We start from the raw sequence: 26,836 nt of genomic DNA, 5'->3' as shown, positions 1-26,836 counted from the left end.
GCGGTAGTTCAGTTGGTTAGAATACCTGCCTGTCACGCAGGGGGTCGCGGGTTCGAGTCCCGTCCGTTCCGCCACTTATTGTTTAAGGATGATTTTATACGTCCTTATAAGTTGAGAAACCGCAAGTCATACAAAGACTTGCGGTTTTTTTTCGTCTTATGTTTTCCTCCGGCATTCCGGGGAAGCAAAAGATAATAAGTGAATCGCCACAGGTTTAACAGACACCTCGGAGTCATTTAAAATGGCTTAAAGGGAGGTGGACATGAGCAGTAAGCGTTATCCTGAAGAGTTTAAAATTGAAGCAATCAAACAGGTTGTTGATCGTGGCTATTCTGTTTCCAGTGTCGCAACACGTCTCGATATCACTACCCACAGTCTTTATGCCTGGATAAAGAAATACGGGCCGGACTCTTCCACCAACAGAGAGCAGCCAGACTGACAGGACAAATCAAACAGTTCTGGCTGGAGTCCGGTTGCGTTTATGGCTATCGCAAAATCCATCTCGACCTGCGAGATAGCGGGCAACAATGTGGGATTAACCGGGTCTGGAGGCTGATGAAGCGTGCCGGGATAAAGGCTCAGGTCGGATATCGAAGCCCACGAGCGCGTAAAGGTGAAGTCAGTATCGTGACACCCAACAGGCTCCAGCGACAGTTCAACCCGGAAGCTCCGGATGAACGTTGGGTAACGGACATAACTTACATCCGAACCCACGAAGGCTGGCTGTATCTGGCCATAGTTGTTGACCTGTTCTCGCACAAAGTTATCGGCATGGTCAATGCAACCCCGGATGACAAAAGATATTGTTCTGAATGCACTTTTGATGGCCGTGTGGCGACGTAATCCCCAAAAACAGGTGCTGGTTCATTCTGACCAAGGTAGTCAGTACACAAGCCATGAGTGGCAGTCGTTCCTGAAATCACACGGTCTGGAGGGCAGTATGAGCCATCGTGGTAACTGTCACGACAACGCAGTTGCAGAAAGCTTTTTCCAGCTACTGAAGCGTGAACGGATAAAGAAAAAGATCTACGGAACACGAGAAGAAGCACGCAGCGATATTTTTGATTACATCGAAATGTTTTATAACAGTAAGCGTCGGCATGGTTCGAGTGATCAGATGCCACCGACGGAATATGAAAAACAATATTATCAACGGCCCGGAAGTGTCTAGATTATCTGTGACGATTCAAAAACCTAATACAGTATATTATTGTCATCCTGAACCAGTACACCGTAATGGATATCGTACTGTCCGGTAAGTGGTGGTGGAAGTTTAAGCTCCCGCGCCAGAAATTTTGGACCGCGACATATTTCAATCCCCGCAACGATATGCCACATAATAAAATGCGGTGCGGGAACATAATTACCTTCTGTTTTTACAATCAGGTTATCATTGCTCATAATACAGTTGCTGCTCAGATAATAAATCCGGGAAACCATATTATTGGTATCAATTTTGTTGTCTGAATAATATTATCTTTTGTCACACTGACTTGCCGGCGTATGACAGGATACTGGAAATAGACTTATAGTGTGATATATCCGTAAAGGGCAAAATGGTAGAGATGACTAAATTTAACGGTGCTTTTAGTGCGGTTATTGATAATATCAACCGCTTCATTTATTGTAACCCAGACTGGTATTGATGAATTTCTGGTGTTACGAAGGATGGAATATATAATTACATTCTCCATTAACCGGGGGGGGATATATCAACAGGTGATGGCTGTAATTTTTAATGACAAGTGGCTTTGCTTTATTTCTTAATGTGATTATTACATATTAGTATTTTCAGTGTTTCGCCATTTAGTTTACGAGTGGCGATTGTTTTCGCATTGTTTGTGACAGAGTTATTAATATTGATTTATTTTGTTACTGTTATTGCAATAATAAATAACAGGGTTCTATAGTTATATTCTTGGTTGCCGTAATAGCTAATGATTTTATTTTTATGTACTTTAAAATTATATTTAAGCAATTATTTATTGTTACTTTTCGGATGCCTGGGCGTTAATTTTTATTCATGTTGCGAATGATTCTTGCGATTATTTATCTGTTCTGTGGATGAATTATTTTTGCTATGCCGTCCGTAAATAGCGGTATAATAAACACCTGCTTTCTGGACTAAATGAAACTGATACGTTAATGAGGATGTTATGCATGAATACCAGACCAGGATTATTATTGTTGCTTTTCATTTCAGGCTCCTTTCTGTTAACCGGGTGTGCAAAAACATCCTCCATTGATGCCCGGAAAACCAAAACAGGTGCATCTCACCAGGAGCAAATATCTTCCACATCGCAACTCACCGATCAGGACGTTTTTGGTAATGAGCTGACGCTGGAGATCACCGAGGAAGATATTCAGAATGCGGTTGAAGAAGCGAAGGGACAGTTTGACATCCCCCTGAATTCTGCCGTTGTTCTGGTAAAGTCAGGCTCGCGTGCGCCTGATGAGATGATGCAAAAGGAAATGCAGCGCTACTATCAGGTATCCACATTCTCCGGTATTCCGGTGACGAAGAAGAAACGCCCTGTTCAGCCAGTTACATCGGTAAAGGAAACACAGTCTGATCCAACCACAACTGACGATTTTACAACAAACCGGAACAGTGTTATCAATGCCAACTATATGCAGGCGATGAGATATATTGCGGCAAAGGGCAGACAGAAAGCCATTGTGGTTTACTGGGATGAACTGGAAACGGGGAAATATAATTCTGTGACAAAAGAGATGGTCTGGAAAAAATATGCCGGTGAAAAACTGTCAGGATCATCACTGCGCTATTTGATCCGGTTTGCGTTGGTGGATGTCGCTACCGGAGAATGGGCGACATACTCTCCTGCCAATATCGAATCAATGGCCGTTCCGTTGATCGTAAAAACGGATGCAAAAGCAAACATGGATGTAAAAACCAGTGAGAAAACAGATGTTACGGAGCAGCAAATTGTCAGTCTGGAACAAAGAACCTGCCAGATGGTGGTCAGCGATCTGGTAAACAGGTACAGTAAATCATAGTGCTACTGTTTAACTTCCGGCCTTGTGCTGATAGTCACGGATAAATATTTGTGATAACCAGCACAATTTTCCGCTATGTCGAAATTCATTCATCATTTGAACGGGTAAATGAAATTAATAATTTTGTTAAAGGCACTGTTAGATATTTTGTTATTAATATTGTTATTGAGATATAAATAATGCGATCAACCCATGTATCAAAACGTAGAAACCAGTAAAGACATAACCAAAAAACAAATCCATAAATGAGTGCAAAGCAGTCCAGGATGATGGAGTTAATAATTTTTTTAAATCTGTTACTTTTTTTTGAGTTCATCCGCAACCATCTCCATGATTCTCTCAAAAGCAGCCTGACCATCGGTCCTTCTTATGTTGATTGCATCTACAACTGGTTCCATCAGAGACTCCACAAAGAAGTACAGTAAATCTAAGTCTTTAGGTCTTAGCTTATTATAAATTTCAGGGCAATCTTCTTTCAATGCCTGCGCGGTATAAGCAGCCCTTTCAGCCATTCCACCTATTAATAAAATGTTACCTATTATTATACCAGTGAGAGATGTTTTTTTTGCTAAAATAGACCTTGAGTGTACTGATGATGCTGCATTAATAATATTTTTCATAACAATATTGGCAATCCTTCTTGACACGAGAGAATTGGTTGCCATCCGGCCAAGCATAGTCCCTCCGATCCGGCTGAATATTTTGTTTTGTGTGTTTTCAGGTGTGTGTATGAGTAATTCTTCAAATATTAAATGAATTAGATTGCTAATTAAATCTTCATCAGATAAACCTCTTTTTATTAACAATGCAAGCCGGTAATGTTCGTTTTCATTTCTGTATCGGTTCTCCGTGTCCAGGTACGCTCTACCAAGATAAAATAAATCAACTGGAACAGATTTTATACCTTCCAGAAAACCTATAGCGGTATTAGGAGATATCAGTATTCTTATAATTCGACGTACAATGTCATCATATTCGCTTGCGCAATAAATATAATAGCCGGGCATCATGCTATTGCCCATGTTTTGTAGTATTAATGATTCTGTCATTCCCGGCGTGGAGCATGTATCACTGTTTGTCAGTACGGAATCTTCGACTGAATTTATTTCATTTTCATGGTTCCTGAGAGTGGTCATATTTTAACTCTTTCCTTTTTCAAAAGATACGCATGTCCCAGACACTGAGTGCGCTGGTTCCTGCAACACAATGCTCCTGAGTAAATGTTTCATAAATAAACGAGATGATCTCTTCCGGTTGTCCGCGACTGTCAGTAATAGTATGCGGGACCGTCAAGTGAATACCTGAAATACGAGCTTTGATCAGTTTCATCTTATAATACAGCTCATTGATACCAAATCGGTTTGTACGGTAAAACTCAAAGTCACAGGTCAGAATTTCGTTTTCAGTAATGGCACTGTTCAGTAAAGGAGTCGATTTATCGACAGGTTTCCTGATGGACAGAGCAAGATGATTAACGTTTTGATCACGGGTAACACCGTGATCCAGTGCCAATACCATAATCTGATCTATGTGTGTAATTTGTGCTTTATTACCGATGGAAGCCAATGAAGAGCAGCCTGATGAGATCAGCCCCTGTTTTTCTCCGTTCAATGTTAAATAAACAAGATTTGCCATGTTAATCCCCTTTAATTTTGTACGGTGTTATTTTCCGGTGTTGTGTCAGTAGCCGTCTCTGGCAGTGTATTGTTCTTCAGCAACAGCCAGCGGCTTAATACGCCATCCAGTCGTTCATTAATCTCTTTTTCCAGTGCATCTGTATTTTGTTTCCGGGCGCGAGCATCCTGGTATTGCGTCAACAAATATTCCAGTGGCGTTTCCTGATTCAGCAACCGCTCGGCCTGCCAGGTCACCGTTTTGATATAGGACAGCGTGAAGCCCTTTTGTTCGGTCTCGCGTTGCATCATCAGGTCAGCAAATTCCCGCAGATTCTGGCGCGCCTGCTGCCATCCTTTCATTTGCGGGCTGCTCTGCGCGTGGGTTTTCAGGACGGTGTTCCACTGCGCGGTTGCCTGCTGCTGTTGCAGGCTCTCCGGCCAGCGGCTGTCCGCCGTGCGCGTCATCAGCGTACCGGTCTCCAGCGGCTGTAGTGGAGACGCATCTGAAATCTGTTGCAGCCGTTGCCCGTAGCTGTCCAGGTCCGGGGTGGTCAGCCAGACGGTGGCGGCACCCTGTGCGGTATCCCTGACCTGCGCCAGTTGCTGCTGCATTGGGTATACCTGCCACCACCACAGTACGGCAGTGATAGCCGCCATACAGACAACACCCGCCATAAAGCTCCTGACGCTATAACCGGGTGTGGCTCTGACGGTCGGCTCCGCATCGTTCGTGCTGTCCTGGTGAACTTCCACCCTGATGTCAGGAAGGTCAGGCAGGGGAGGGGTGACTTCCGCCGCTGCCGGAGCGCCTTCCGGGGCATAGACCAGAGTTCGTACCGTTGTCTGCGATTGCTCACCCGCCTGACGTTTTGGCTGTGGTTCAAAGCGTTTGCGTGTGTTCTGCACAAAATAAAGCAAATTTTCCACATGCGGCTTCTGCTTTAGCTCCACCTGCTGGAGCTTGTCGCAGATAAGCTGTAACACCCGTTCCGTGCGGTACAGCACCGGCAGGTCGGCATCCGAGAAGGACATTTGCTGGCGCAGAATATTGCCGGTACGGGTATTGAACCAGTCCAGCATCCCGGTACGGGCATGATTATCCTGCGGCCAGAATTTATCCCAGTCATGGCTTACCATCGCAGCCAGTAATTCGGCTCCTTCGCAGAACCCGGTCAGCCCCTGTGTGCGGGTACGCGCCAGGGTGTAGTACGTCGCGGTATGTAAATCCACGCCGTTGGCCCTGAAGACGGTCAGCGCCAGCGACTCCACCAGTTTCCAGTTAAGCTCCGGCTGCGACGGATGGCTGGCCTTGTTGATCTCCTCCCGCAGGGCGCTGAACTCCGGCAGGCCGCGCGGGTCGCTGCCGGTAACAATGGTCTGCGTAAGTGCATCGTGACTCATCTCTGCCTCCTCAGTACAACGTATCCGGCAACCGGAACTGGCTGAACAACCCGCCGGTAAACGGGTTGTCTTCGGTATCGGTATGTACCCGGTAGACCATTGCGCCGCCGTCCACATTAAAGCGCACGCAGAAGGTGCCGTCCTGTACGCCAGTTAACTGTCCTGCGCCAAACAACCGGAACTGTGCCCACGGCCCGCTGAAGCTGATGCTGCGCGGCGCACTGCCACTGGTACCGATAAGCGTCAGTTTGCTTTCGTTGCCTTCACGCATGTTGTTTGGCCATACCAGATGGGCGGTGTAGCTGCGTCCGTGGCTGTAGTCCACAAGCTGGCCGTCCAGGTTCAGCACGCTGCGCCGTTTATTACCGGAAAGCGACACGGTTTCTACGGCAAACTGTGCGCCCAGGCCATTTTGTCTGCTGAAAAATGCCTCGCGAATTTCCTGCGCGGTATCCAGTTGATCACGAATATCCTCGCGGATAATCACGCTGTTGTCTCCGTCCTCCAGGCTCAGGTCATTCTCCATAAACAGTTTTAGGTTCTGCTGGTAGAACGTATCCAGCACGCCGTCCGGTTTGAAGAAGCGTTCAAACACATCCAGCGACGCATCCTGTGACGCGCGCGGGTTGAACGGATAGTTATTCGCCAGTTGTTCGTTGAACGGTTTCACCACGTTGTCGCGCCAGTCCACTTCCATGTAGTGAACGGCTTCCACCATCACCACATGCCAGGCCTGGTCTGCCAGTTTGCCCACCCAGCGGTTAAGCGTCGCGGGCAGGGTTTTCGCCATCTGCCGGGTGGTAAAAATCGGGTCGCTGCTGTTCTGGTCGAGCCGCAACTGCACAGCTTTCAGCGCGGATTTCCCCGGCACCGGCGCGTTCTGTATCGCCAGCAGGTAACGGTGCAGTTCGGTCAGTTGCTGGTAAACCGCCTGCAGGGTGCTTTCTTTATCCTTTGCCACCGTCAGCGCGCTGTTTTCCGGGGCGAACTCATGCCCCAGCCGCGTCAGCAGCCGATAATCCGGCTCGTCCATCGCTTCCCCGAGCGCTTTGTCATCCAGCTTTTCGGAGAGTACGGCAGGTCGGGTGTTGTCGCGCAATGCCGTCAGCGCGCGCTGAAGCGGCTGGTCGCCGCTGATGATTTGCTCCAGCGCGCCGGTCAGTTGTGCAATGGACTCATAGTCGCGCACGTTGAGGTTATCCATTCCGGCGCGCCAGGTGGCGGTGTAGTCGCTGAGATACTGTTCGGTCAACTGGCGCTGGATTTCTGCCCGGTCGGCGTCGCTGTAATGCACGGTGTGGGTGAGGTTCAGTACCCAGGAGTCCAGCGCGGTCAGTTCGACCAGTTCATCGCGCTGCTTGACAAAATAATTTTGCAGGCCGTAGCGGGTGAGGAACTGTGGAACAATGAGTTTATTGTCATCGGCGGAGGTAAACACCTGGTCGAAGGTCGTACCGACCTGGTCGCGCAGATTCAGGTCGGCAGGCAGGACACCCAGCGCCCGCGTTTTCAGGCTCTGGTACACGCGCTGGTAAACCGGTAGTTTGCTGAGTTCATGCTGGGCATCAGTGACGGGTTTGTCATACGGCGTCCAGCGGCTGATAGCATCATTATCGCCCGCCTGACGCTCTGCGTGCCAGTCAATGTGATTCAGCGCGTAGTCCAGATGCGCCATCAGTTGTGCCTGAATATCCCGCTGTCCGTGGAACTTGTTGCTCCAGCGTTTTGCCATATACTGCTTCACGACTTCATTGTTACGTCCGCTTTTGTCCTCCAGCATTCTAATCACGCGCAACACCGCGAGTTTTTCTTCGCTTTCCGGCGGCGCGGCGTTCATCTCCTTAACCAGGCCGTTAAAGAGGGAGGGCAGGTAGCGCTGCGCCAGCAGTTGCAGGTAGGTCTGCTCCACATAGGGGCCGATGTTTCTGCCCTGATACAGACCGAGATCGGCAAAACGGCTGCGATCGCCCCAGTCGCCGTAGGCCAGGGTGGCGTCACGCACCGGGTTTAGTAACGGCAGTTGCAGGTTGCCGTAGTCATCCATACCCTGCGGCGGCGGTACGTCCATAAAAGCTTTGGCCTGTTTCAGTACGGTGACGCCGGACTGCCAGTTGCTGTTGTAATAATGATGCCAGCCTGCAATCAGCAGCAGGGCGGCGATGCCGCCCGTAGCGAAGAAAACTGACAACCTGCGGTGTGATTGCATCAGCCAGATTCGGCTTTCGCTGGCCAGGTTAGGTTCAGCCAGTAAGCTCTGCACAAATAAATTACGGGTGAAATACGGAGCGGTATCTACCAGCGGCCAGGCGGCCATCGGGCTGCTGCCCAGCCGGAACTGGCGGGCGGCAGACTGCATAAAAATGTCATCCATCTGCCCGCGTTGCAGGGAAGATGTGAGGTACACACCGCGCAGCATGACGTCCATGTTCTCTCCGTCCAGCAGTCCGTCCAACAGGGACGTCAGCGGTTCACGACAGCCCTGCATCTGGCGGACAAAACTGAACAGGGAACTACGGGACCCGGGGGGTAGCATTAGCGCCGGCAGGGCATTATTGAGCTGTTCTCCCCAGGTCTGCCAGAAAGCATTCAGTTCTGTACGCCAGTCGTCATTTTCATGGGCGCGGCGGGTGAAGGTTACACCGAGGATGGCATCACGATCGCGCCTGTCCAGTGACCGGAACAGGGCAGCAAAACCGTGCAGTAAATCCAGCCGGGTCAGCACTACATAAACCGGTAGCTGGCAGTGAAGATGCTGGCGGATATCCTGTAACCGGCTGCGCAGGATTTGTACTAAGTGTTCGCGGCGGCGCTTGTCGGCGGTCAGCAGATCAGGCAGATCCAGCGTCAGGATCAGGCCATTGAGCGGCTGGCGGGCGCGTTTTTGTACCAGCCAGCCTAGCCAGTGCTCCCAAAGGCGGCGGTGCAGCACGTCCGCATCCGGCTGTTCGCAGAGGATGCCGTCCGCATCGAATATAACGGCCTGTTTACCGACGTGCGGCGTGATATACAGGCGCCGTTCCACTCCCCGCACCGCTTCTGGGGTATAAATAATGTCGGACGGGAATCCTTCACACAGCAGCGCGGTTTTGCCGCTCCCGGCAGGGCCGATAACCATATACCATGGCAACTGCCACAGGTAACGGCGGCTGTCGAGATGGCGTTGCAGGCGCAGCAGCCAGCGGTCGAGGTAGCGCTGCTGGGCGTTCAGTTCGATACTGAGTGGATCAAGCGTCTCTTCGCGCTGCTGTTTCTGCTGCCGCTCAAGCTGTTGTAAACGTTTCATCACCCTGACGGTGAGCCAGGCCAGGGCAATCAGCCCCCAGGCAGCGGTTGCCAGCCAGCGGTTCGCCAGCGGTTTCAGCCAGTACTCGTCGTAGAGCGTCCACGCCGGGCCTTTCCACCAGATCCACACCAGCAGAAAAATCCACGCCAGCACCAGCAGCCAGAGGGCGGAAACCTTAAACCGGGGCATTGCCGGTCTGAGGGCGGATCGCAGCCCGCTGAAAAGTCGGGGTGTCGGTAATCTCACAAAAGCTCCTGTTATCTCTTACTGTTCTGCCGTGAATTTGCTTTCGAGCTGTTCCAGCAGGGAGGGTTCCCAGTCGGCCAGCCTCATCTGTAACCCAAGCCTGAACAACATCCGGTACTGCTGTTGCGCCAGTTTTTCCATTCCGGCCTCTTCCATCAGTTGCGCGCCGAAATACTGGCGGTGAAACTGGTCGCGGGGAGAACCTTCCGGCAAGGCTTCCAGATAGTGCAGCGCGGCTTCCAGCCCCAGCCCGGTAAAACACTCTCGGGCGGCCAGGTGCTCCTCGCTGGTCTGCGTCACAGACGTGGCCTGGTTGTGGCTGTCCTGAGCGGCCACTAGCCACTGTTTTGTCGGTTCGCTGATATACGGCGTCAGGTCGTTAAACAGCAGAGTGGCAAGCCGGGGGAGCCGCGCCAGGAAACGGGTGACTTCATCGCGGATAGCCTCCGCTGCATCGGTATACCCCAGGCGTTGCGCGGTCTGCGCCGACAGATAATGACCGTCCAGCCAGTACGGGGCCAGCAGCAGGCTTTTTTCCACCTGCTGCCAGAGCGCCATATCGGCGCTGGCAAGCCGCGCCTGGTAGTCCGCCGCCATATCAGCAGAGACTGCCGCCAGCGGCGTGCGTCCATCGCTTTCGGCCTGGGGTACGCTGGTAATGTTGTGCCACAACGCATGGCGGCGCAGCCGGTAGCCCTGCGGCGAGCCAGGTGAACGTTCACAGAGAATGGCGGCCACTTTCAGCAGCGTGTCGCGCCAGGCTTTATCATCGTGGCCGTCAATATCGATGGTCGGGGCCGGATTTACGGGTACAGCCGCAGGCGACGATACCGGCGCGGCGTCAGCCGGAGACGAACGGCTAGATGAAGCAGGCGCGACAGGTTGCACGGCTTGTGTCCCGCGATATGCCCGGCGGTACAGGGAGGAGAGGTCATCCACCGCCTGCGCCAGCGCCGGAATATTGTGCTCCTGCCAGCACTGCGCCAGTCTGGCCAGTTCCGCCAGCAGGCTGTCGCGCTGTAAGGTATCTGCACCTTCAGCAAAACTGTCCGCGCCGGACTCAAAGCGTTTCAGCACCTGGGCGGCGAAACGTTGTTTATGTGCCGGGTTTTGTGGCGCGGCCACCACCCAGTAGTGCTCCACGTACAGCGCCAGCAGGCGTAGTGCCAGCAACGGGTTGCCCGCATGTTGCAGGGTACGCAACAGGTGTGCCAGCAGGCGAAAATCCTTGCTTTCTGAGGCCAGAAGTTCAAGCCCACGGCGCTGGATTTCCGGGATATCAAGCTGGTCGTGGGCAAGTGAGCCGAGTTTAAGCATGGCACCGTCGATATACTCCCATGCGGGGTTATCCTCTTTCAGCGCGCAGGCCAGTTTTGCTTCCGGCAGGTTTTCCAGCAGGTGCGATATCCACACGTCGGGGTTACGCAAATCCATAGTGTTATTCTCCCGCCCAGTGACAGGCATCGCGCAGCGGGGCGATGGTTTTCACCAGCCCGTCAATGTTAAAGGTCAGTTTTCCGGCGGCGCTGTCGGAGCCGGTGTCAATTGTCAGCGTCCTGGCGCCAAACAGTTGTTTAATTTCGTCAATGCCGGACAGGCCCCGGCTGGCTTCCAGCAGGTAGCCGTTCTCGCGGATAAACCAGTGTGAATGGAACTGCCGATCGTCGGCTTTCAGTACCACATCGAGATCATTTTCCGTCCGGGGATGCGTCAGAGCCACCTGCATCCGGGTGATGTTATCCACGCAACTGAACATCAGCACTGGACGCGGCGGCACGTGGCCAATTGCCGGGGTGGTGATAATCACCGTCGGGCGTTCGCCTGGGCTTTCGGTCATCATCAGCGCGGTGGAACTGTCCGTGCGCTGCTTTTCCTGGGTGAAAGCCCGTTTCCAGGCTTCGCCTTCATAGCGGGCTTTCGCCAGCGCATGGGTAAACCCTTCCGACTGCTCCGGCGCAAGAATACGGTCATAGCAATCAAGACGCTCCAGCGCCGCAGGCTCCGTGCGGCAGGCGTTCATGGCGCTTACCGTGGCCTGCGCATCCGTAGCGGTAACGGCCTGCATGTCCGCTGCCGTCGCCGCAACGAGGGTCAGGGCGATACCGGGAACAGCCTGTTCCGGTTGCGCAGTGGCCTGTGCGGCGCTGGCGACCAGTGCAGCCAACAGCGCGATATACCGGAAAACGTGCGCGTGACTCACAGGGCGGTATCCTCCGGTACGTTATTGCTGGCGGACATATCTTCTTCGATATCGGCGGTAAACGCCCCGTCCGTCACGCCGAGGCTTATCCGCGTAATCACCGCATTCGCGGCCATTTTCTGTAGCAGCAGCAGGGAGAGCGGCGGGAGCATTTCGCCGTCAATCACCGACTCCAGCATGCGTGCGCCGTTTTCGGCGCGGGTGACCCGCTGCATGATTTCGTCGGTGACAACTGGTGCAATCACCACCTCCGCGTTAAAGCGGGTACGCAGCACGTTATCGAGGCGCGCCAGTTTTCCGGCTATGATGGTGGCGAGCGTGTCGCGCGACAGTGGCAGATAGGGCACAACTTCTATCCGCGCCAGCAGCGCCGGTTTGAAGAAGTCAGCCAGCACTGGATACAGCGCGTCGTGCATCTCGTCCGGATTGTCGGCATATTCAACAATCACCTGATAACCCAGGTTGGAGGTGAGGAAAAAGACGATATTTTTACAGTCAATCACGCGCCCTTCGCCGTCTGCCATCTCGCCTTTATCAAACGCCTGATAGAACAGGTTGAGTACGTCCGGGTGGGCTTTCTCCACTTCATCCAGCAAAACAACGGAATACGGTTTCTGGCGGATCGCTTCGGTCAGCACGCCGCCCTCACCGTAGCCGACATAGCCCGGAGGCGAACCAATCAGCCGTGAAACGGTATGCTTCTCCTGGAACTCTGACATATTGATGGTGGTGAGGTACTGGCGTCCGCCGTAAAGCAGTTCTGCCAGTTGCAGCACGGTTTCGGTTTTGCCCACACCACTGGGGCCGGCCAGCAGGAATGCCCCCAGCGGACGGCCCGGACGGCGCAGGTCGGCGCGCGCCGTCAGCAGGTGTTTATGCAGATGCTTAATAGCTAAATCCTGGCCCTTGATGGTATCGCCGATCCACTGTGGCAGGTCGGTGATGACCGACATTTCATTCTGCGACAGGCGGTTAAGCGGCACGCCGGTCCATTCGGCGATGACGGCGGCAATCTGTTTTTTATCGACGTGCGGGGAAACCAGCAGTTGCGTGTTATGTAGGGCGTCGAGTTCAGTGGTCAGTTGCGCCAGGCGTTCAGCCAGAGTGATTTCGGTTTCCGGCTGCTCTGTCACGGATTCATTTGCCGTCAGACCATCACTGTCAGTTGCATCCGCAATTTCTCCGTTGTCGGCAGCGCCAGCTTCTTCCAGCAGCCCCTTACGCAGCGCAATAATCTCCTGCACCAGTGCCTGCTGCTGACGCCATGCGGCATCCAGCGCCTGAAGCTCCGTCTGCGCGGCTTCATACTGCGCGTGAACGTCATCCAGCCGCGTGGTATCCGACCGTAGGCCGATGCGGATCTCGCGCTCAAGCTGGCGAATTTCCGCTTCGCACTGGCGGCACTGCGTGGTTAACGCTGAAATCTGTTTTGGCGGCGAGGAGAGGTTAATCGCCACGCGGGCGCAGGCCGTGTCCAGTACGTCGATGGCCTTGTCCGGCAACTGACGCCCGGAAAGGTAGCGTTCGCTGAGCGTAGACGCTGCCTGTAAGGCGTCGTCGTCAATCAGCACGCTGTGGGACTGCTCATACACCGCCGACAGACCGCGCAGGATAATGGTGGCTTCAGCGGCATTCGGTTCGCTCACTTTCACCAACTGGAAGCGGCGCGACAGGGCGGCGTCTTTTTCGAAATATTTTTTGTACTCGCTCCAGGTGGTGGCGGCGATGGTTTTCAGCTCGCCACGCGCCAGCGCTGGTTTAAGCAGGTTGGAGATATCCAGCCCGCCCTGCTGGTTGCCCGCGCCAATCAGCGTGTGGGCTTCGTCGATAAACAGGATAACCGGCTTCGGTGACTGAATGACTTCCGCCATCAGCCCCTTGAAGCGTTTTTCAAACTCGCCCTTGACCGACGCCCCCGCCTGCAACGCCCCTAAGTCCAGGGTCATAATCTCAGTATCGCGCAGCTTATCCGGCACCTGTCCTGCAATGATGCGCAGCGCCAGCCCTTCAATTAAGGCGCTTTTCCCGACGCCTGCCTCCCCCACCACCACCGGATTGTTTTTACGGCGACGGCAGAGAATATCAATCATCAGGTCGATTTCGTTATCACGGCAGAGTACCGGATCGAGCCTGCCGTTACGGGCATCTTCGGTCATATTTTTCGCGTAACGGCCCAGCAGGGTTTCCTCTCCGGCAATAGCGGCGTGCTGGCCGGACTGCCCCTCTGTGAGCACCACGGATTCGGCAGATTCCTTCGTCCATCCGGCAAAATCCTGCTGTAGCTGGTCGCGGTTAATGGTGGTCAGAAGCTGTGCAGTGGCGGGCAGCACATAACGCAACGGTGAGTGCAGCAGGGCGAGCAATAACACTCCTCCGCGCAACTCGTTTTGCTGCATTTCGGCGGAGGCCAGCAGCCAGGATTCTTTCAGCCACTCAACCAGCATCGGCGAAAAGGACGGGTAGCTGTCCGCTGATCGGGTACTGGCATAATTTTCCACCGTCAGCGTCTGGCGTAATGCCTCCACCTCAATGCCAGCGCGTTCAGTAATCACCCTTAAGTCGCTACGCGGAATAGCCAGCATCTGAATCAGCACATGGCTGACGGTGATTTCCGCTGCCTGCTGGCTCATACACTCCGATGCCGCCATCTCCAGCGCCTGTTTTGCGAACGGATTGAGTCGTTTTACCAGCGTGGATAAGTCAATCTGGATCATGGGTGTCCTTACCTGGCAAGCAGCCGGTTTAACTGGTGGAGGATATCCTGCGTCTGGCTGTCCAGGCGCAGCAGGTAAAAGAGATAAAACAGCGCCAGCACGACAATGCCGCCCAGCAACACATGCTTAATGGTCAGCCGTCTGATGAGCTGGTAACGCCCGCCCTGGATTTTTCTGTCCAGGTGCAGGAGCTGGAAGGGGGCGTCGCCGCGCAGTTTATGCAGGACGTGGTACAGACGGCGGTATATCTGCTCAAACTCGCCCTGATCCTGCACCGCCACTTTGTAGCGCCCGCGAAATCCCAGCGAAAAGCAGAGGTATAAAAACTCCAGCAGGTCCTGATAGCGTTTTGGCTCGCGCATCAGACGCTCCAAAAGGATGAAGACCTTCTCACCGCCCCAGGCTTCGTTGTGGAAATGCACCAGTAATGATTGTTTGATCCACTCGTTCTTGTTGGACCAGCCGTTGCCCAGCGCAGCCTCGTCAATAAAGGTGCAGAGGATATAGCGAAACGACACAATCACGCCCGGCTCATAGCCCTGCTCCTGGAGTAACTGCTCCACTGCCTGTACGTCCGTCACCACCTGTGCGAACAGGTGCTCCGGTATGGCGTTGCTGTTCATCCCGGCCACGCGCATCACCATACCGAGCAACGGCGTGGCGGCGTCGATCATCGGGTTGAGGCTGTTGCCGCGAAGCGCAAGCTGGTACTGGCGCTGGCTTTCGCCTTCATATCCGGGCAGGGGAGGCAGGGACAGTGAGATCTCATCCATTGCCTTATCCTCTTATCGCCCACAGTTGCATGTTCAGATCCGGGAAGGTGCCGGACACATGCAGGGCAATCGCGCCCGCAGTCACCACATCCGTCCAGGCCGTGCCGCTCCTGTCCAGTTCGAAATAGCTGTAACCGCTATGGTACGGGAGCTGGCGAGGGGCCACTGCCAGCGTGCGTAGCGGTATACCGGGGATCTGTATGCTGACCATATTGCGGATTTTTTCCGGCGAGGAAATTTTTGACTGCTGCACAAACTGGCGCTGAAGCGGCATCGTTTCCATTTTTGCTGCCACTGCCAGTACGAAGGATGCTGACTGTAGCAACGTGGCGTCATGGATATCGGCCTGCCAGATCCCGTCGCGCAGATGGAGAGGCAGACTGATCGCCCTGGGCGACAGTACTGTGCGCAATGCCCGCTCTACTTCCGGCAGCAGTGTTTTGAAGGTTTTCGTAAGATTGCGCTGATCATAGACGTCAAGCGAGCAGGGCAGGCGGGACGACTCTGTAAAGGTCATCAGCTCGCCCAGCAGTCCGGCCAGATCGAGATAAAACTCTTCCGGGTGGAGCTGCGGTCTGTGAGCTCGATGGGTAAAGCGTGTCTGGTTGCGGTTAAGTAATTGCAGCATCATAAATTCAGCGACATCCGCAATGCCGCTCTGTGCCGGAGAACCAATACGCGCAGCCAGATCGCTGGTCCGGTTAACAATATCTCCCTGAACTTTTATGAGGAATTCGCGCAGCCGCTCACTGGCATAAATGTTCTGGCAGGAAGGAATAAAGTTTTTATCCAGCGTCAGGGAGCCGTCTGCATGGCGATCAGAAATCCGGCACAGTGGGAGTGTGATATATGCGCTCAGATCTTCAGCCCCGCTCATAATGCGGGGCGTCAGTTGCCCCAGCGTCAGCGTCCGGGCGTCGCCGCCTTCAGTATGTAAATCCCGGACGTCGGCGTAATGAAGGCGGTAACGCCCGGTACGCTGTCCGCCGCTGATTTCATTTCTCACATCGCTGGCGACGGGCAATGCCAGATAAACAATACGGCTTTCTTCATCCAGAAGACTCTCCGGATGCAGCGGATCGGGCAGCGCATCCTGATCCGGGATAGAGAATACGGTGCCATCCGGCAAGATTCCTGACGCGCTGTCGATCATGATTTTGCCCTGCGCCAGTAGTTCACTGTTAAGGGACAATTCCGTAAATCCCCAGGACAAATCGTGCATGGCCCGGAAACGCTGACTATTCAGATAATCGTTATAGCGTTGCTGCTGCTGGAAATGATGAGGACGCATCAGCATCCCTTCCTGCCACATCACTTTGTTGCGTGTGGTTGCCATCGTTAGTCATCCTCTTTTTTCATTTCAATACTGCTCTGCCGGATATGCACTAGCAGGCGGTAGCTGTGGCCTGTGCCTTCCACCGGCTCGATCTGCTTCCATTCGGTGGTCTGATCGTCAGAAAAGTAGGCGATCACGCCAACAAACTGCGTTTTCTCATCCAGTTTGGCTGGCGGCAGAGTTTTAATGGTGTCCGGCAACAAGCTGAAATCCTGGTGATCGAGATAATTTTTCCCCAGCACGTCCGGTAGCGGTGTGGTGGCAATCTGATCGTAATCAGTAGCCTGTAACTTCGAGTCATCGCTCAGGTACACCAGTTGCACATCCACAGGCGCGGCTTCGCCGTCTGCGTTGAGGTTGGCGTCCGGCTCCGTCAGTAGGGTTATGGTGATTTCTGATGGCTGCGATTTCAGATCGCCCACTTGAATATCCGGGTTGCTGATCACCTTGCCGAGTTTTTTGGCAGTCTCACAACCGCTCAGGGCGAGGGTAAAAAACATCACCATCGCGCAGACGCGGAAAAAACGCCCTGTCATGCCTGCGGCTCCCGCTGTTTTTCACGCAGCACCCGGTCATAGACCTGGGCATAAACCTCGTTAAACAGCATCTCAAAACCCTGCTGACGGCTGGAGGCCAGCTCATCGTAGTAGTCGCAGTACATCTGCCAGGCCCCGGCATCATCCAGCGGCTTACGCAGTTCGTGACTGCGGCGGTACTGGACAAAGCGGCGCATCAGGCTCTGCGGCGAGAACGCCTCCAGCAGAACGCGTAGCGACTCCACAATGGCGGCGCGGTTGGCCTCTTCGTGATGGCGGATATTGCGCAGGCTTTCGCTGACGGCCGCAGGCGCGGCAAGATGCACCGGGCTTTTGCCTTCGGCAAACAGCACATCCAGCGCGGTGGCATAATCCATATTCAGGCGCAGCGGGTTGTCTTCCAGCGGGCGCAGGTGTTTGTCTGACAGGCTGTTGCGGTGTTGCTGTAACTCAAGCAACCCCTTAACCGTCGCCTGTAATGTTCGCCCAGCCTCTTCCAGAAAATCGTCGGCATCCGCTGTGTTATGAACGGTAAGCGACCCACCCAGCCCGCGCAGCAACGGAGTAACGGCAAGATGCCGCTGCGCCATTTCAGCCGGGGAAATGTCTTCTTCCGGGGCCAGCGGGGAGGCATACATGGACGGCAGATCCATAAATGGCGTGTTGATCCCGCCACTAACGGCCGGATCGGACAATGGCGCGGAAGGTCGGACGGGGGCGATCCCCGCAAGCGGATCATTTCCTGTGGTCAGCCTTTCGGACTGTAACGCCTGGAGCGGATCGACGGAAAAGCCGTTAACCACGGTATCGGCAAGCTGGTGACGCTGAGGCATTCCCGGATATTCCGGTGTACCGTTCGTGGATAACAGGGTATCCGTGAGCATGTCATGGTTTGTCACGATGGTTTCAGGCGTGGCCATCTCTTCATCGTAGTGCCACATTTCACCCCGGTTCAGATGAACCCGGAGTATCAGATGCCCGGTCTGGATCTCATCCCCTTGGCGTAACTGTACCAGATCTGATGCCGCAGCCACTTTGGCCTGGTTCAGCCACAGCGGCGCGGCCAGCGGATGCAGACAGAACGCGCCGTCATGCAGACTGATGCTGAATGCCCTCGCAGGAATATCCTGGTGTCTGTCCTGAACGGACCAGCGACATTCGCTGGCATGACCCACATCGCCATCCTGTGTAAACAGGCACCGTGCGGCCCGTCCGCTTTCCAGTTCGCTGCCATTAACAACATGCAGTGAAAGCGTCTGCTGCCGCTCTTTTTCTTCCGCCATATTCTGCTCCATGATGGTTATTTTTACTCCCGGACCCGGATAGCGACTGAAGGACGCTCTCCTGGATCACCGAGAAAACTGGTCCAGCCCAGTAGCGCGCTTTTGTTATCACCCAGCCGCATTGCGCTCACCTGTTCCGGGGCCAGCCCCAGACAAAGATCCCAGGCAAGCTGATCGCGCAGGACGAAGGCGACAAACATCGCCAGCGGCAGAAAGTTTTCCCCTGACGGCAGGAACGAGAGAAACTGCTTACGGCTCAGGTTGCTAATGCTTAACTGAAATTTTCCACAGAGATCGGGAACCCTTGTGCCCAGTACAAACTGGCCCAGCACCGATCGCCCTGCTATTTCTGCCCCGTTTTTGAGGGTGTGGCATCCCAGGCTGTTATACTGATCCGGCTCAATCTCCACCATCCGCCGCTGCCAGTTTTGCAGCGTCACATCAGACAGATCAAAGCAATGGGCGACAAGCGCGCAAACAATTTCCGGCGAGCGTCCCGGATTGGCCAGTATCCCGGCGTAGGCCAGCATCTTGCTGTGGTTAATTGCCAGCCTGTCGCGCAGTTGCCGCGAGCCCAGGCCAACCAGGGAATACATCCGCTGTGAGAACGCATCCACGCCTCCGTTGCGAAAACTGATGTGGTAACGGTACTTGCGCCAGATATGCCAGACAAACTGTGTCAGGCGGTGGCTGAACATATCCAGAAAGTCCCCTACCGGGCTTTGTTCATGCGCCGATTTCCAGGCGAGATGATCAAGGTAATAGCCGGGAAGGGGGGACTGGCTGCCCTGCAACCCCATAAAGGTGGTGCTCATCCGGAATAATCCGGAGGTGTCCTGCTCCAGCGCGCTGATATCGCTGACCGGAAAACCCAGGCTGGCATCTGCCCGGAAGCGTATGCTTTCCTGCGCTGGATCGGTATCCAGCGATAATTCTGGAGTTTCATCACACCCGGAGGCTAGCCGGTGTAACAATTCCGACAGTGCAAAAAAGTTACAGGCGCAGGCATCTCGAAAGAGCCTGTCCGGCAACTCACGTTGTTCGCTGTTTACCGACCCGTCGCTCGGATTCAGATGAGGGGATGCTGTCCGGTTCTTTCCGCCCATTTCCATGTCTCCTGGCTTTCCGTGTTAATGATGGTCAGCATGTGGAACGAATTGATGCTGGCGTACAGCGACAGAAAATGCGACAGCACCGAGCCCAGCAGGTACATCTCTCCTTCGCAGGCAAACGGCTCCGGATGCAGGTATAGAGTGGAAGCCAGCCCGCGCACGGGGAGGCCGGTAAACAGGCGATCAACCGGTTTTGTTTCCAGCCGTTCAATGGCGTCCAGCTTTTGCTGCGACAGCCGGGCCATCTGCGGATGATGAATGGCGTGCCGGTCAAAGTTGGCTACCACCTGCTTCAGGGCGTCGGTATCCAGCAATGACAGATAGTTCAGGTTCATGGCGGAAAGCAGCGACCAGTGCAGGCTGCCATCGATAACCGGCCAGAGCGGTTGTGTGGGGTGGGTGATATTACGAAATGACGCCACCGCCGCGTTTTTACCCGTGGTTCCGGTAATATCGCCGGGCCGGAGCTGTACCGGTAGCTCACGGTTAGTGCAGGTTAGCGAGACGGAAACCACCTCACTGTCGAGCAGCGAAGCCTCCGGGGCGCTGCCGTCGGCGTGGATAAAGGCCAGCGCATGATCAAATCCCCGGTGAAACAGCGAAGTTTTTGTCCGGTGCTGCCAGTACACCACCTCGCGTTTACGGCTGTATTCCATCTGATGATTGAAACTCTCAAAGGCAGGCCACTGGCGTGCGGCCTGTGTTGTCACTGGACGTCCCGTATCTTTTTTCCTGAACATATCCTGCGTCTGACTCACCACGCTGTTGACGGAAAAAATATCGTAATGATCCGGATAATGGCGACTGGGTATCAGGGGATAATCCGCCTGCCGGTTGTCCAGCGAAATGACTTCGGCGTGGTGAAAGAAAAGATTGATGGCGGGTGCGCAATACAAGCGCAGGGAGTCGCGACGCAACCGGATATCTGCGGGTAAAGGGCGCGAAAAACGCAGCCGCAGGGTAAAACTGTTCGCCAGTAACCCGACGGGTAGCGCCGGAATACCGCAGGCGTCGAAAAATAGGAAACTGTCGGTGTAGCAGAAATATTCCTGGAGGATACGGTAGCCGCTGTGGACATTGCCGGGCCAGGGCAGCATGGCATCTTGCGGCTGAAAACCCACGGCTTTGAGCATAAACTCAGGAAGCCAGATGGTCTGGTCACCGATAACCAGCTCCGCGCTCTGAAGGTATTCGCAGAACCATAAATAAAGCTGGTAGCGGGTATAGTTATCATCGTTGCCCAGCCAGAAGCGCAGCTTATTCAAATCCAGGGTCGCGAAATCGGTGCCTGGTGCGACGGTAAACGTTATGTCGATAATACCATTACGGGGCGTGCTGTGATCCTCAACGCTACCCACCTGGACGGGGAGTAACCAGATATCCCGGCAGAGCGTAAACGTGCAGGGAGGCGCCACATCCGGTTCTGCACCTGCGTTAATGGAGAGTACCTGCTCCCCCCCGGCAATCCCTGCACCTGTTATGAATTGCTCATTACGGGGGATCCGTACCGGCACAGAGGTTTTATCCATGTCCGGCGTATATTCGATCAGCGTCATCGACGGAACCGGACGCAGGTAGTTAGGCCACAGCATCCGGATTAACCCGTGCGTCAGTTCGGGGAATTCATCCTCGATTTTCTGGCGCAGGCTGCCGGTCAGGAAAGCCACGCCTTCCAGCAGGCGTTCAATATCCGGGTCAGCTCCTTTTTCGGACAGAAAACGGGCGAGATGCGGCTTTTCGGTCGCCAGCAGTTTACTTAGCTGCCGCAGATAATCCAGTTCCTGCCGGTAATAGCGTTCTTCAAATTCCATTCTGTTAAACCACCCGGTAATGCTGGCTGCCGTCCGGTGCCATATCAAACTCAAGCACGTCGTCGATATCGTTGAATGTCACCCAGGCGGTGATATGAAAGGTCATATCCTGCGGGCCGGTCGTCTGTGGAAGCAACGCCCGGACCTCAGTGTGTGAAATTCGGGGTTCATAGCGCTCAATGCACTGCACGATGGCCAGGCTCATGGCGCTGCGATAATTGTCTGCCCCTTCCGGCTCTTCAATGCCCAAGTCCGGGGTGCCCCGGCAACTGCCGGAGCGGGTGTTCAGAATATGTCGCAGGCTCTGGCGAATGGACTGCCTGAACGCATCCATATTGCTGCCTCCCCGCCAGTTTCTGACCGGAGGGGATTCCATACGCTCAAACAGCGTTCCGGCAGGCCTTTCGCGCTCCGGTATCACTTATCTAACCGCCCGACCAGAGACAGTTCAAACGACGCCCCCATATATTTAAAATGGGGGCGAGCGAAGATGGCTGCCCGGTACCAGCCCGGTTCACCATCCACCTCATACACCTCAACCCGTGCGCCGCGCAGGGGTTTACGGCTGCGAACATCCGCTGGTGGATTTTCCTGGTCTGCCACATACTGGCGAATCCAGACGTTCAGTTCACGCTCCAGATCGCTTCTTTCTTTCCACGAACCAAGCTGTTCACGCTGCAATACTTTGATGTAGTGGGCGAGACGGCTGATAATGAACAGATAGGGTAACTGCGTTCCCAGCTTGTAGTTGGTTTCCGCATCTTTACCAGGAAAATGTTTGGGCTTTTGCACGGAGTTTGCCGAGAAAAATGCCGCATTATCGCTGTTTTTACGCATGGTCAGGGTGATAAAACCCTCTTCGGCCAGTTCAAATTCACGGCGGTCGGTGATCAGTACCTCCGTGGGAATTTTGGCCTGAATTTGCCCCATTGCCTCATATAAATGTACCGGCAGATCCTTCACCGCCCCGCCACTTTGCGGCCCGATGATGTTGGGTGCCCAGCGGTATTTTGCGAAGCTGTCGGCGACATTGCTGGCCAGCATCCATGCGGTATTGCCCCAGAGATAATGTTCGTGATCGCGACTGACATCTTCGGTGTAGTTGAAGCTTTTGACCGGATTCTCAGTGGCGGAATAGGGCTGTCTGAGCAGAAAACGCGGTGCAGTCAGTCCTAAATAACGGGAATCTTCGGAGTCACGCAGGGCGCGCCATTTGGTATAGGCCGGGCTTTCAAAGATGGCATAGAGATCTTTAATATTCGGCAGCTCGGTCCAGGAATTCAGTCCCATAAACTCCGGCGATACAGAAGAAAGGAACGGGGCGTGGGACATCGCGCCGACTGCACTGACATAGTTCAGCAGTTTCATGTCCGGTGCCGTATTTTTGAACTCATAAGCGCCTAATATGGCTGCAATGGGTTCACCGCCAAACTGCCCGAATCCGGAGGCGTAAACGTGTTTGTAGAAGCCGGACTGGGTAATTTCAGGGGCAAATTCAAAATCTTCGAGCAATTCGCTTTTTGTGACGTGGAGGATATTAACTTTAATATTTTCACGGAAATCAACGCGATCAACAAGGGTCTTCATTGAACGCCAGAAGGATTCCACCTGCTGGAATGCCGGGGCGTGAATAATAGCATCCATCTGGCGGCTGATACGGGTATCAATATCCGCAATCATGCCGTCCACAGCCAGTTTGTTAACGGGTTCAGCAGGTGTGCTGGATTGCAGAATACTGGCAATGAACGCCGTTACGCCCTGGCGGGCAATGTCATAACCGTCAGCGCCGGGCTGGATACGGGTCTGCGCCATGATTTCATCAAGCAATGACGGGGTATGGCACTCCTGCGCCCTGCTACCGGAAACGAGTTCCTCTTCGTGTAAAGACATACTGAAAATCCTTCTGTTGATCGGTATTTCTGCGGGTAGTGCTACCGTTACCGGGGGAGTTTTCGCCAGCTTGACATCGTCTGCCGGAAATCACCCTTATGGATGATCCCGTCCATCAGATAGCCATTACGGCGATCGAGTCTGGTGACTAAGGCATCCACTGCACCATGATTTGTGTCGTGCGCGGTACCTGATAAAAAGGGCAACCAGAGGAACGCCTGTTTAATGGCCTCATCAGATAACAGGGAAACTCCGGTCTCTTCTTTGCGCTTGCACGCGGCCATCTTATGAATCCCCTAACTGAACGAAACCGCTGGCTACTTACCTTCCGCCTGGCTGATTTCCCGGAGCAGTTGTTCGCGGGTTTCTTCATTTTCCAGCAGCGCCTGAATCTGTGCGCGGAATGCTGGAAGATTGCCCAATGGCCCCTTCAGGGCGGTCAGCGCTTCGCGCAGTTCCAGCAACTTTTTCACCTCCGGAACCTGCCTTGCGACGCTGTCCGGCGAAAAATCGTTCAGGGATTTAATCTCCAGGGAAATATTCATCTCTTCATCCGCTTTTGCGTCGTCCTTCAGCTTTGCCGGGACGGCAAAATTAAGGCTGATAGCGGCCTCGGCCATGACAGAGTTAAAGGAATGTTTGTCGATGGAAACCATCTGACGCTCATCCAGCGGTGCGGTTTCCTGCGTGTTGCCGGTATCGCCCACAATCAGCATATTAAGGGGCAATTCCACCTCGGAAGGCTCGCCATCAGTTTTTGGCACATAAGAAATATTAATGCGTTCTTTGGGTGCAACGCTGCTGCTGTAATTTTTACTCATAAAAATAATCCATCAGGTTGTGTTACGTATCCGGTCTCTCCGTACAGACTGTGAAGCGACGATATGTTTCAGTTATAAACAGCTATGGGGGAGCATTCTACTCGGGTGAAATAATTTGAAAAGCACTTTTTTCGAATGAAAGAGAGGAGTATTCTTCCCGTATCTGATTAATTTCAGGGGGCTGCTCGCTATGTTTAATTGTGTTTTTAATAAGTATTGAATATTTTATTTGTTGTTTAACTTGATGATTTTTAAGTGTTTTTATATTGAATGCATGTGTGTGGTGAATGTGTTTTTGGGAGAGGTATTTGTGGTGTTTATCTTTGCAGATGGAATAAAAGGAAAAACATGTTAATAGCTTTGTTAAATCAATAAAAGAAAGAGAATATAATATTATTCATGATTCATTATTGCCTGAGTGGAATTGGTGCTGGATGTGTACCAATACACATTGGTATTTTTACATGGCTATCTGTACGTATAATATAACGACTGGTTGTACATTTGCACAGTATTGTAATAGATAAATTTTTTTTATTAAAAAAGATGTGGCATTGCACAAACTGATTAATTCGTGCTCTGCGCATTTCAGCCTGTCGGAGAAAACCGGCAGGAGCCTGTAAGTCGTCATCGATAATCAACAAGGAGTTTACAAATGCCTACACCGTGTTACATCTCAATTGCGGGGCAGACCCAGGGGAACATTACTGCGGGTGCCTTTACCGCAGATTCTGTTGGCAACATCTACGTGCAGGGCCACGAAGATGAAATGCTGGTGCAGGAGTTCCTGCACAATGTGACTGTCCCGACCGATCCGCAGTCCGGTCAGCCAAGCGGCCAGCGTGCCCACAAACCGTTCATCTTTACCGTGGCGCTGAACAAAGCCGTCCCGCTGATGTACAACGCGCTGGCGTCCGGTGAAATGCTACCGAAAGTGGAAATGCATTGGTGGCGTACCAGCATCGAAGGCAAGCAGGAACACTACTTCACCACCCGTCTGACTGACGCGACCATTGTGGATATGAATCTGCATATGCCGCACTGCCAGGACCCGACGCAGCGTGAGTTCACGCAACTGCTGGCGGTAAAACTGGCCTACCGCAAAATCGAATGGGAACACGTCAAGTCCGGCACCTCTGGTGCCGACGACTGGCGTGCGCCGCTGGAAGCATAAATGTGTGTTCACAGCATCCCGCCCTTACGGGCAGGATGCTGTTTTTGGTTGTGCCGGAAATAAAAATCAGTGTCAGTAAGGGGTTACGTTTTTACGGGAGATGGCGGACGCCGGAAACTCCGGCGGTAGCGTGCCTGAACGCAAGCGTAACGCTGTACTGCCACCGCCGCAGTCCGGCGTGGTTTATTTTTTCTGTTCATCCGGGAGGCACTTATGTCAACAGGATTACGTTTCACACTGGAGGTGGATGGTCTGCCGCCGGATGCGCTGGCGGTGGTTTCTTTTCACCTGAACCAGTCGCTCTCCACGCTGTTTTCCCTCGATATCTCGCTGGTCAGCCAGCAACTTCTCACTATCGACTTCGCCCAGGTACTGGAAAAAACGGTGCACCTGAAAATCTGGCAGGGCACGGAGATAAAGCGCCGGGTTAAAGGTCTGGTGACTTTTTTTGAGCAGGGTGAAAACGACAGCCACCAGACGCTGTACAGAATGAAAGTGCGCCCGGCGTTGTGGCGAGCGGGGCTGAGAAAAAACTCCCGCATTTTCCAGAACGAAGACATCAAAAGCATCCTGGGCACGATAGTGCAGGAAAACGGTGTGACGGAGTGGAGTCCGTTGTTCAGCGAACCGCATCCGGTGCGTGAGTTCTGCGTACAGTATGGCGAAACGGATTATGATTTTCTGGCACGGATGGCGGCGGAAGAGGGCATCTTTTTCTACGAAGAACATGCTGTGAAAAGCGATGACCAGAGCCTGGTGCTGTGCGACACGGTCCGCTTCCTGCCGGAAGCCTTTGACATCCCCTGGAACCCGAACACGCATACCGAAGTCAGCACCCCCTGTATCAGCCAGTTTCGCCACAGCGCGCAGATACGCCCCTCTTCCGTGATAGCCAAAGACTACACCTTCAAACGCCCCGGCTGGGCGGGGCGCTTTGAGTACGAGGGGGAAAATCTGGATTACCAGCGCACGCAGTATGAGGTGTTTGATTATCCGGGACGCTTTAAGGGAGAGCACGGTAAGAATTTTGCCCGCTGGCAGACGGAAGGCTGGCGTAACAGTGCGGAAATAGCACGGGGAAAAAGCCGTTCCCCGGAGATATGGCCGGGGCGGCGTATCCGGCTGACGGGGCACCCGCAGGGCAGCCTGAACCGGGAGTGGCAGGTGGTGATAAGCGAATTGCGCGGCAGTCAGCCGCAGGCTGTGCCGGGGCAGCGCCATGCGGGCACAACCATTGAAAACCACTTTGTGGTGATACCGGCAGACCGGACATGGCGGCCGCAGCCATTACCAAAACCGTCGGTCGACGGCCCGCAGTCAGCGGTGGTGACGGGGCCGGAGGGAGAGGAAATCTTCTGTGACGAGCATGGCCGGGTACGGGTGAAGTTCAACTGGGACAGATACAACCCGGCGAACCAGGACAGTTCGTGCTGGATACGGGTGGTACAGGCGTGGGCGGGGCCGGGGTTCGGCAACCTGGCAATACCACGTGTGGGCCAGGAGGTGATAGTGGACTTCCTGAACGGCGACCCGGACCAGCCGATAATCATGGGCAGAACGTACCATGCGGATAACCCGCCGCCGGGGGGGCTACCGGGAACGAAGACGCAGATGACCATCCG

At 53.8% G+C, this 26,836-nt stretch carries 21 protein-coding genes and 1 pseudogene; 4 read left to right on the top strand and 18 right to left on the bottom strand.

From position 1 onward, the window contains the following. Window positions 1-262 precede the first annotated feature (262 nt). Window positions 263-1,171 (top strand): annotated as a pseudogene (locus tag OGV89_RS22910) (IS3 family transposase). A gap of 23 nt (window positions 1,172-1,194) precedes the next feature. Here OGV89_RS22910 and OGV89_RS04140 read toward each other — a convergent pair. Continuing rightward, a complete protein-coding gene (locus OGV89_RS04140) occupies window positions 1,195-1,401 on the bottom strand; it encodes a hypothetical protein (protein WP_032939106.1) in 207 nt (68 codons plus the stop codon). Between the two features lie 759 nt (window positions 1,402-2,160). Between OGV89_RS04140 and OGV89_RS04135 the strand changes: the two genes are divergently transcribed. Beyond that, window positions 2,161-3,018 (top strand): lipoprotein YafT, encoded by an 858-nt coding sequence (locus OGV89_RS04135; protein ID WP_003843890.1) that lies wholly within the window; start codon window positions 2,161-2,163, stop codon window positions 3,016-3,018. A 296-nt stretch (window positions 3,019-3,314) separates the two neighbouring features. Here OGV89_RS04135 and OGV89_RS04130 read toward each other — a convergent pair whose 3' ends face one another. From OGV89_RS04130 to tssB, 17 genes are all read right to left on the bottom strand, one after another. Beyond that, on the bottom strand, window positions 3,315-4,154 hold the full coding sequence (locus OGV89_RS04130) for an Ssp6 family T6SS pore-forming effector (RefSeq protein WP_003843889.1): 840 nt from the start codon (window positions 4,152-4,154) through the stop codon (window positions 3,315-3,317). A gap of 19 nt (window positions 4,155-4,173) precedes the next feature. Then, on the bottom strand, window positions 4,174-4,653 hold the full coding sequence (locus OGV89_RS04125) for an Hcp family type VI secretion system effector (protein ID WP_003843887.1): 480 nt from the start codon (window positions 4,651-4,653) through the stop codon (window positions 4,174-4,176). An 11-nt stretch (window positions 4,654-4,664) separates the two neighbouring features. Next, window positions 4,665-6,035, bottom strand: a complete 1,371-nt coding sequence (locus tag OGV89_RS04120) for a VasL domain-containing protein (RefSeq protein WP_003843885.1) — start codon at window positions 6,033-6,035, stop codon at window positions 4,665-4,667. 10 nt (window positions 6,036-6,045) lie between these two features. Further along, entirely contained in the window at window positions 6,046-9,507 is a 3,462-nt protein-coding gene (gene tssM, locus OGV89_RS04115) for a type VI secretion system membrane subunit TssM (protein WP_048999061.1), read from the bottom strand. Window positions 9,508-9,582: 75 nt separating this feature from the next. Next, window positions 9,583-10,998 carry a type VI secretion system protein TssA gene (tssA, locus tag OGV89_RS04110; RefSeq protein WP_048999064.1) on the bottom strand — a complete coding sequence of 472 codons (1,416 nt, stop codon included), beginning with the start codon at window positions 10,996-10,998 and terminating at the stop codon, window positions 9,583-9,585. 4 nt (window positions 10,999-11,002) lie between these two features. Further along, entirely contained in the window at window positions 11,003-11,764 is a 762-nt protein-coding gene (gene vasI, locus OGV89_RS04105; RefSeq protein WP_048999066.1) for a type VI secretion system-associated protein VasI, read from the bottom strand. Beyond that, window positions 11,761-14,478 (bottom strand): type VI secretion system ATPase TssH, encoded by a 2,718-nt coding sequence (gene tssH / locus OGV89_RS04100; RefSeq protein ID WP_048999067.1) that lies wholly within the window; start codon window positions 14,476-14,478, stop codon window positions 11,761-11,763. Before tssH ends, vasI begins: the two co-directional genes overlap by 4 nt. 8 nt (window positions 14,479-14,486) lie before the next feature. Further along, a complete protein-coding gene (gene icmH / locus OGV89_RS04095) occupies window positions 14,487-15,251 on the bottom strand; it encodes a type IVB secretion system protein IcmH/DotU (protein WP_048999069.1) in 765 nt (254 codons plus the stop codon). Window positions 15,252-15,255: 4 nt separating this feature from the next. After that, entirely contained in the window at window positions 15,256-16,587 is a 1,332-nt protein-coding gene (gene tssK, locus OGV89_RS04090) for a type VI secretion system baseplate subunit TssK (RefSeq protein WP_048999071.1), read from the bottom strand. 2 nt (window positions 16,588-16,589) lie between these two features. Beyond that, a complete protein-coding gene (gene tssJ, locus OGV89_RS04085) occupies window positions 16,590-17,093 on the bottom strand; it encodes a type VI secretion system lipoprotein TssJ (protein ID WP_226791630.1) in 504 nt (167 codons plus the stop codon). A 26-nt stretch (window positions 17,094-17,119) separates the two neighbouring features. Then, window positions 17,120-18,406 (bottom strand): type VI secretion system-associated FHA domain protein TagH, encoded by a 1,287-nt coding sequence (gene tagH / locus OGV89_RS04080; protein ID WP_048999074.1) that lies wholly within the window; start codon window positions 18,404-18,406, stop codon window positions 17,120-17,122. A gap of 23 nt (window positions 18,407-18,429) precedes the next feature. Beyond that, entirely contained in the window at window positions 18,430-19,512 is a 1,083-nt protein-coding gene (gene tssG / locus OGV89_RS04075) for a type VI secretion system baseplate subunit TssG (RefSeq protein WP_048999076.1), read from the bottom strand. After that, entirely contained in the window at window positions 19,476-21,329 is a 1,854-nt protein-coding gene (gene tssF / locus OGV89_RS04070) for a type VI secretion system baseplate subunit TssF (protein ID WP_286558179.1), read from the bottom strand. Before tssF ends, tssG begins: the two co-directional genes overlap by 37 nt. 4 nt (window positions 21,330-21,333) lie before the next feature. Next, a complete protein-coding gene (gene tssE / locus OGV89_RS04065) occupies window positions 21,334-21,750 on the bottom strand; it encodes a type VI secretion system baseplate subunit TssE (RefSeq protein WP_054528081.1) in 417 nt (138 codons plus the stop codon). Beyond that, the gene (gene tssC / locus OGV89_RS04060; RefSeq protein WP_286558176.1) at window positions 21,747-23,219 is read right to left on the bottom strand and encodes a type VI secretion system contractile sheath large subunit; all 1,473 of its coding nucleotides are present in this window, start codon (window positions 23,217-23,219) and stop codon (window positions 21,747-21,749) included. The genes tssE and tssC overlap by 4 nt, the downstream gene beginning before the upstream one ends. Before the next feature lie 47 nt (window positions 23,220-23,266). Next, entirely contained in the window at window positions 23,267-23,503 is a 237-nt protein-coding gene (locus OGV89_RS04055; protein ID WP_003843877.1) for a hypothetical protein, read from the bottom strand. A 33-nt stretch (window positions 23,504-23,536) separates the two neighbouring features. Then, window positions 23,537-24,040, bottom strand: a complete 504-nt coding sequence (gene tssB / locus OGV89_RS04050) for a type VI secretion system contractile sheath small subunit (protein WP_003843875.1) — start codon at window positions 24,038-24,040, stop codon at window positions 23,537-23,539. A 655-nt stretch (window positions 24,041-24,695) separates the two neighbouring features. Here tssB and OGV89_RS04045 point away from each other — a divergent pair. Both OGV89_RS04045 and tssI read left to right on the top strand, forming a co-directional pair. Beyond that, a complete protein-coding gene (locus tag OGV89_RS04045) occupies window positions 24,696-25,214 on the top strand; it encodes an Hcp family type VI secretion system effector (RefSeq protein WP_003843873.1) in 519 nt (172 codons plus the stop codon). 213 nt (window positions 25,215-25,427) lie between these two features. Next, on the top strand, window positions 25,428-26,836 hold a 1,409-nt coding region (gene tssI, locus OGV89_RS04040; RefSeq protein WP_286558174.1), incomplete at its 3' end, for a type VI secretion system tip protein TssI/VgrG.

The organism is Citrobacter sp. Cf125, assembly GCF_030333935.1.
Classification (GTDB): Bacteria; Pseudomonadota; Gammaproteobacteria; order Enterobacterales; family Enterobacteriaceae; genus Citrobacter; species Citrobacter freundii.
Note: the sequence above shows the minus strand (reverse complement) of the source record. Positions and strands in the feature narration are given on the sequence as shown.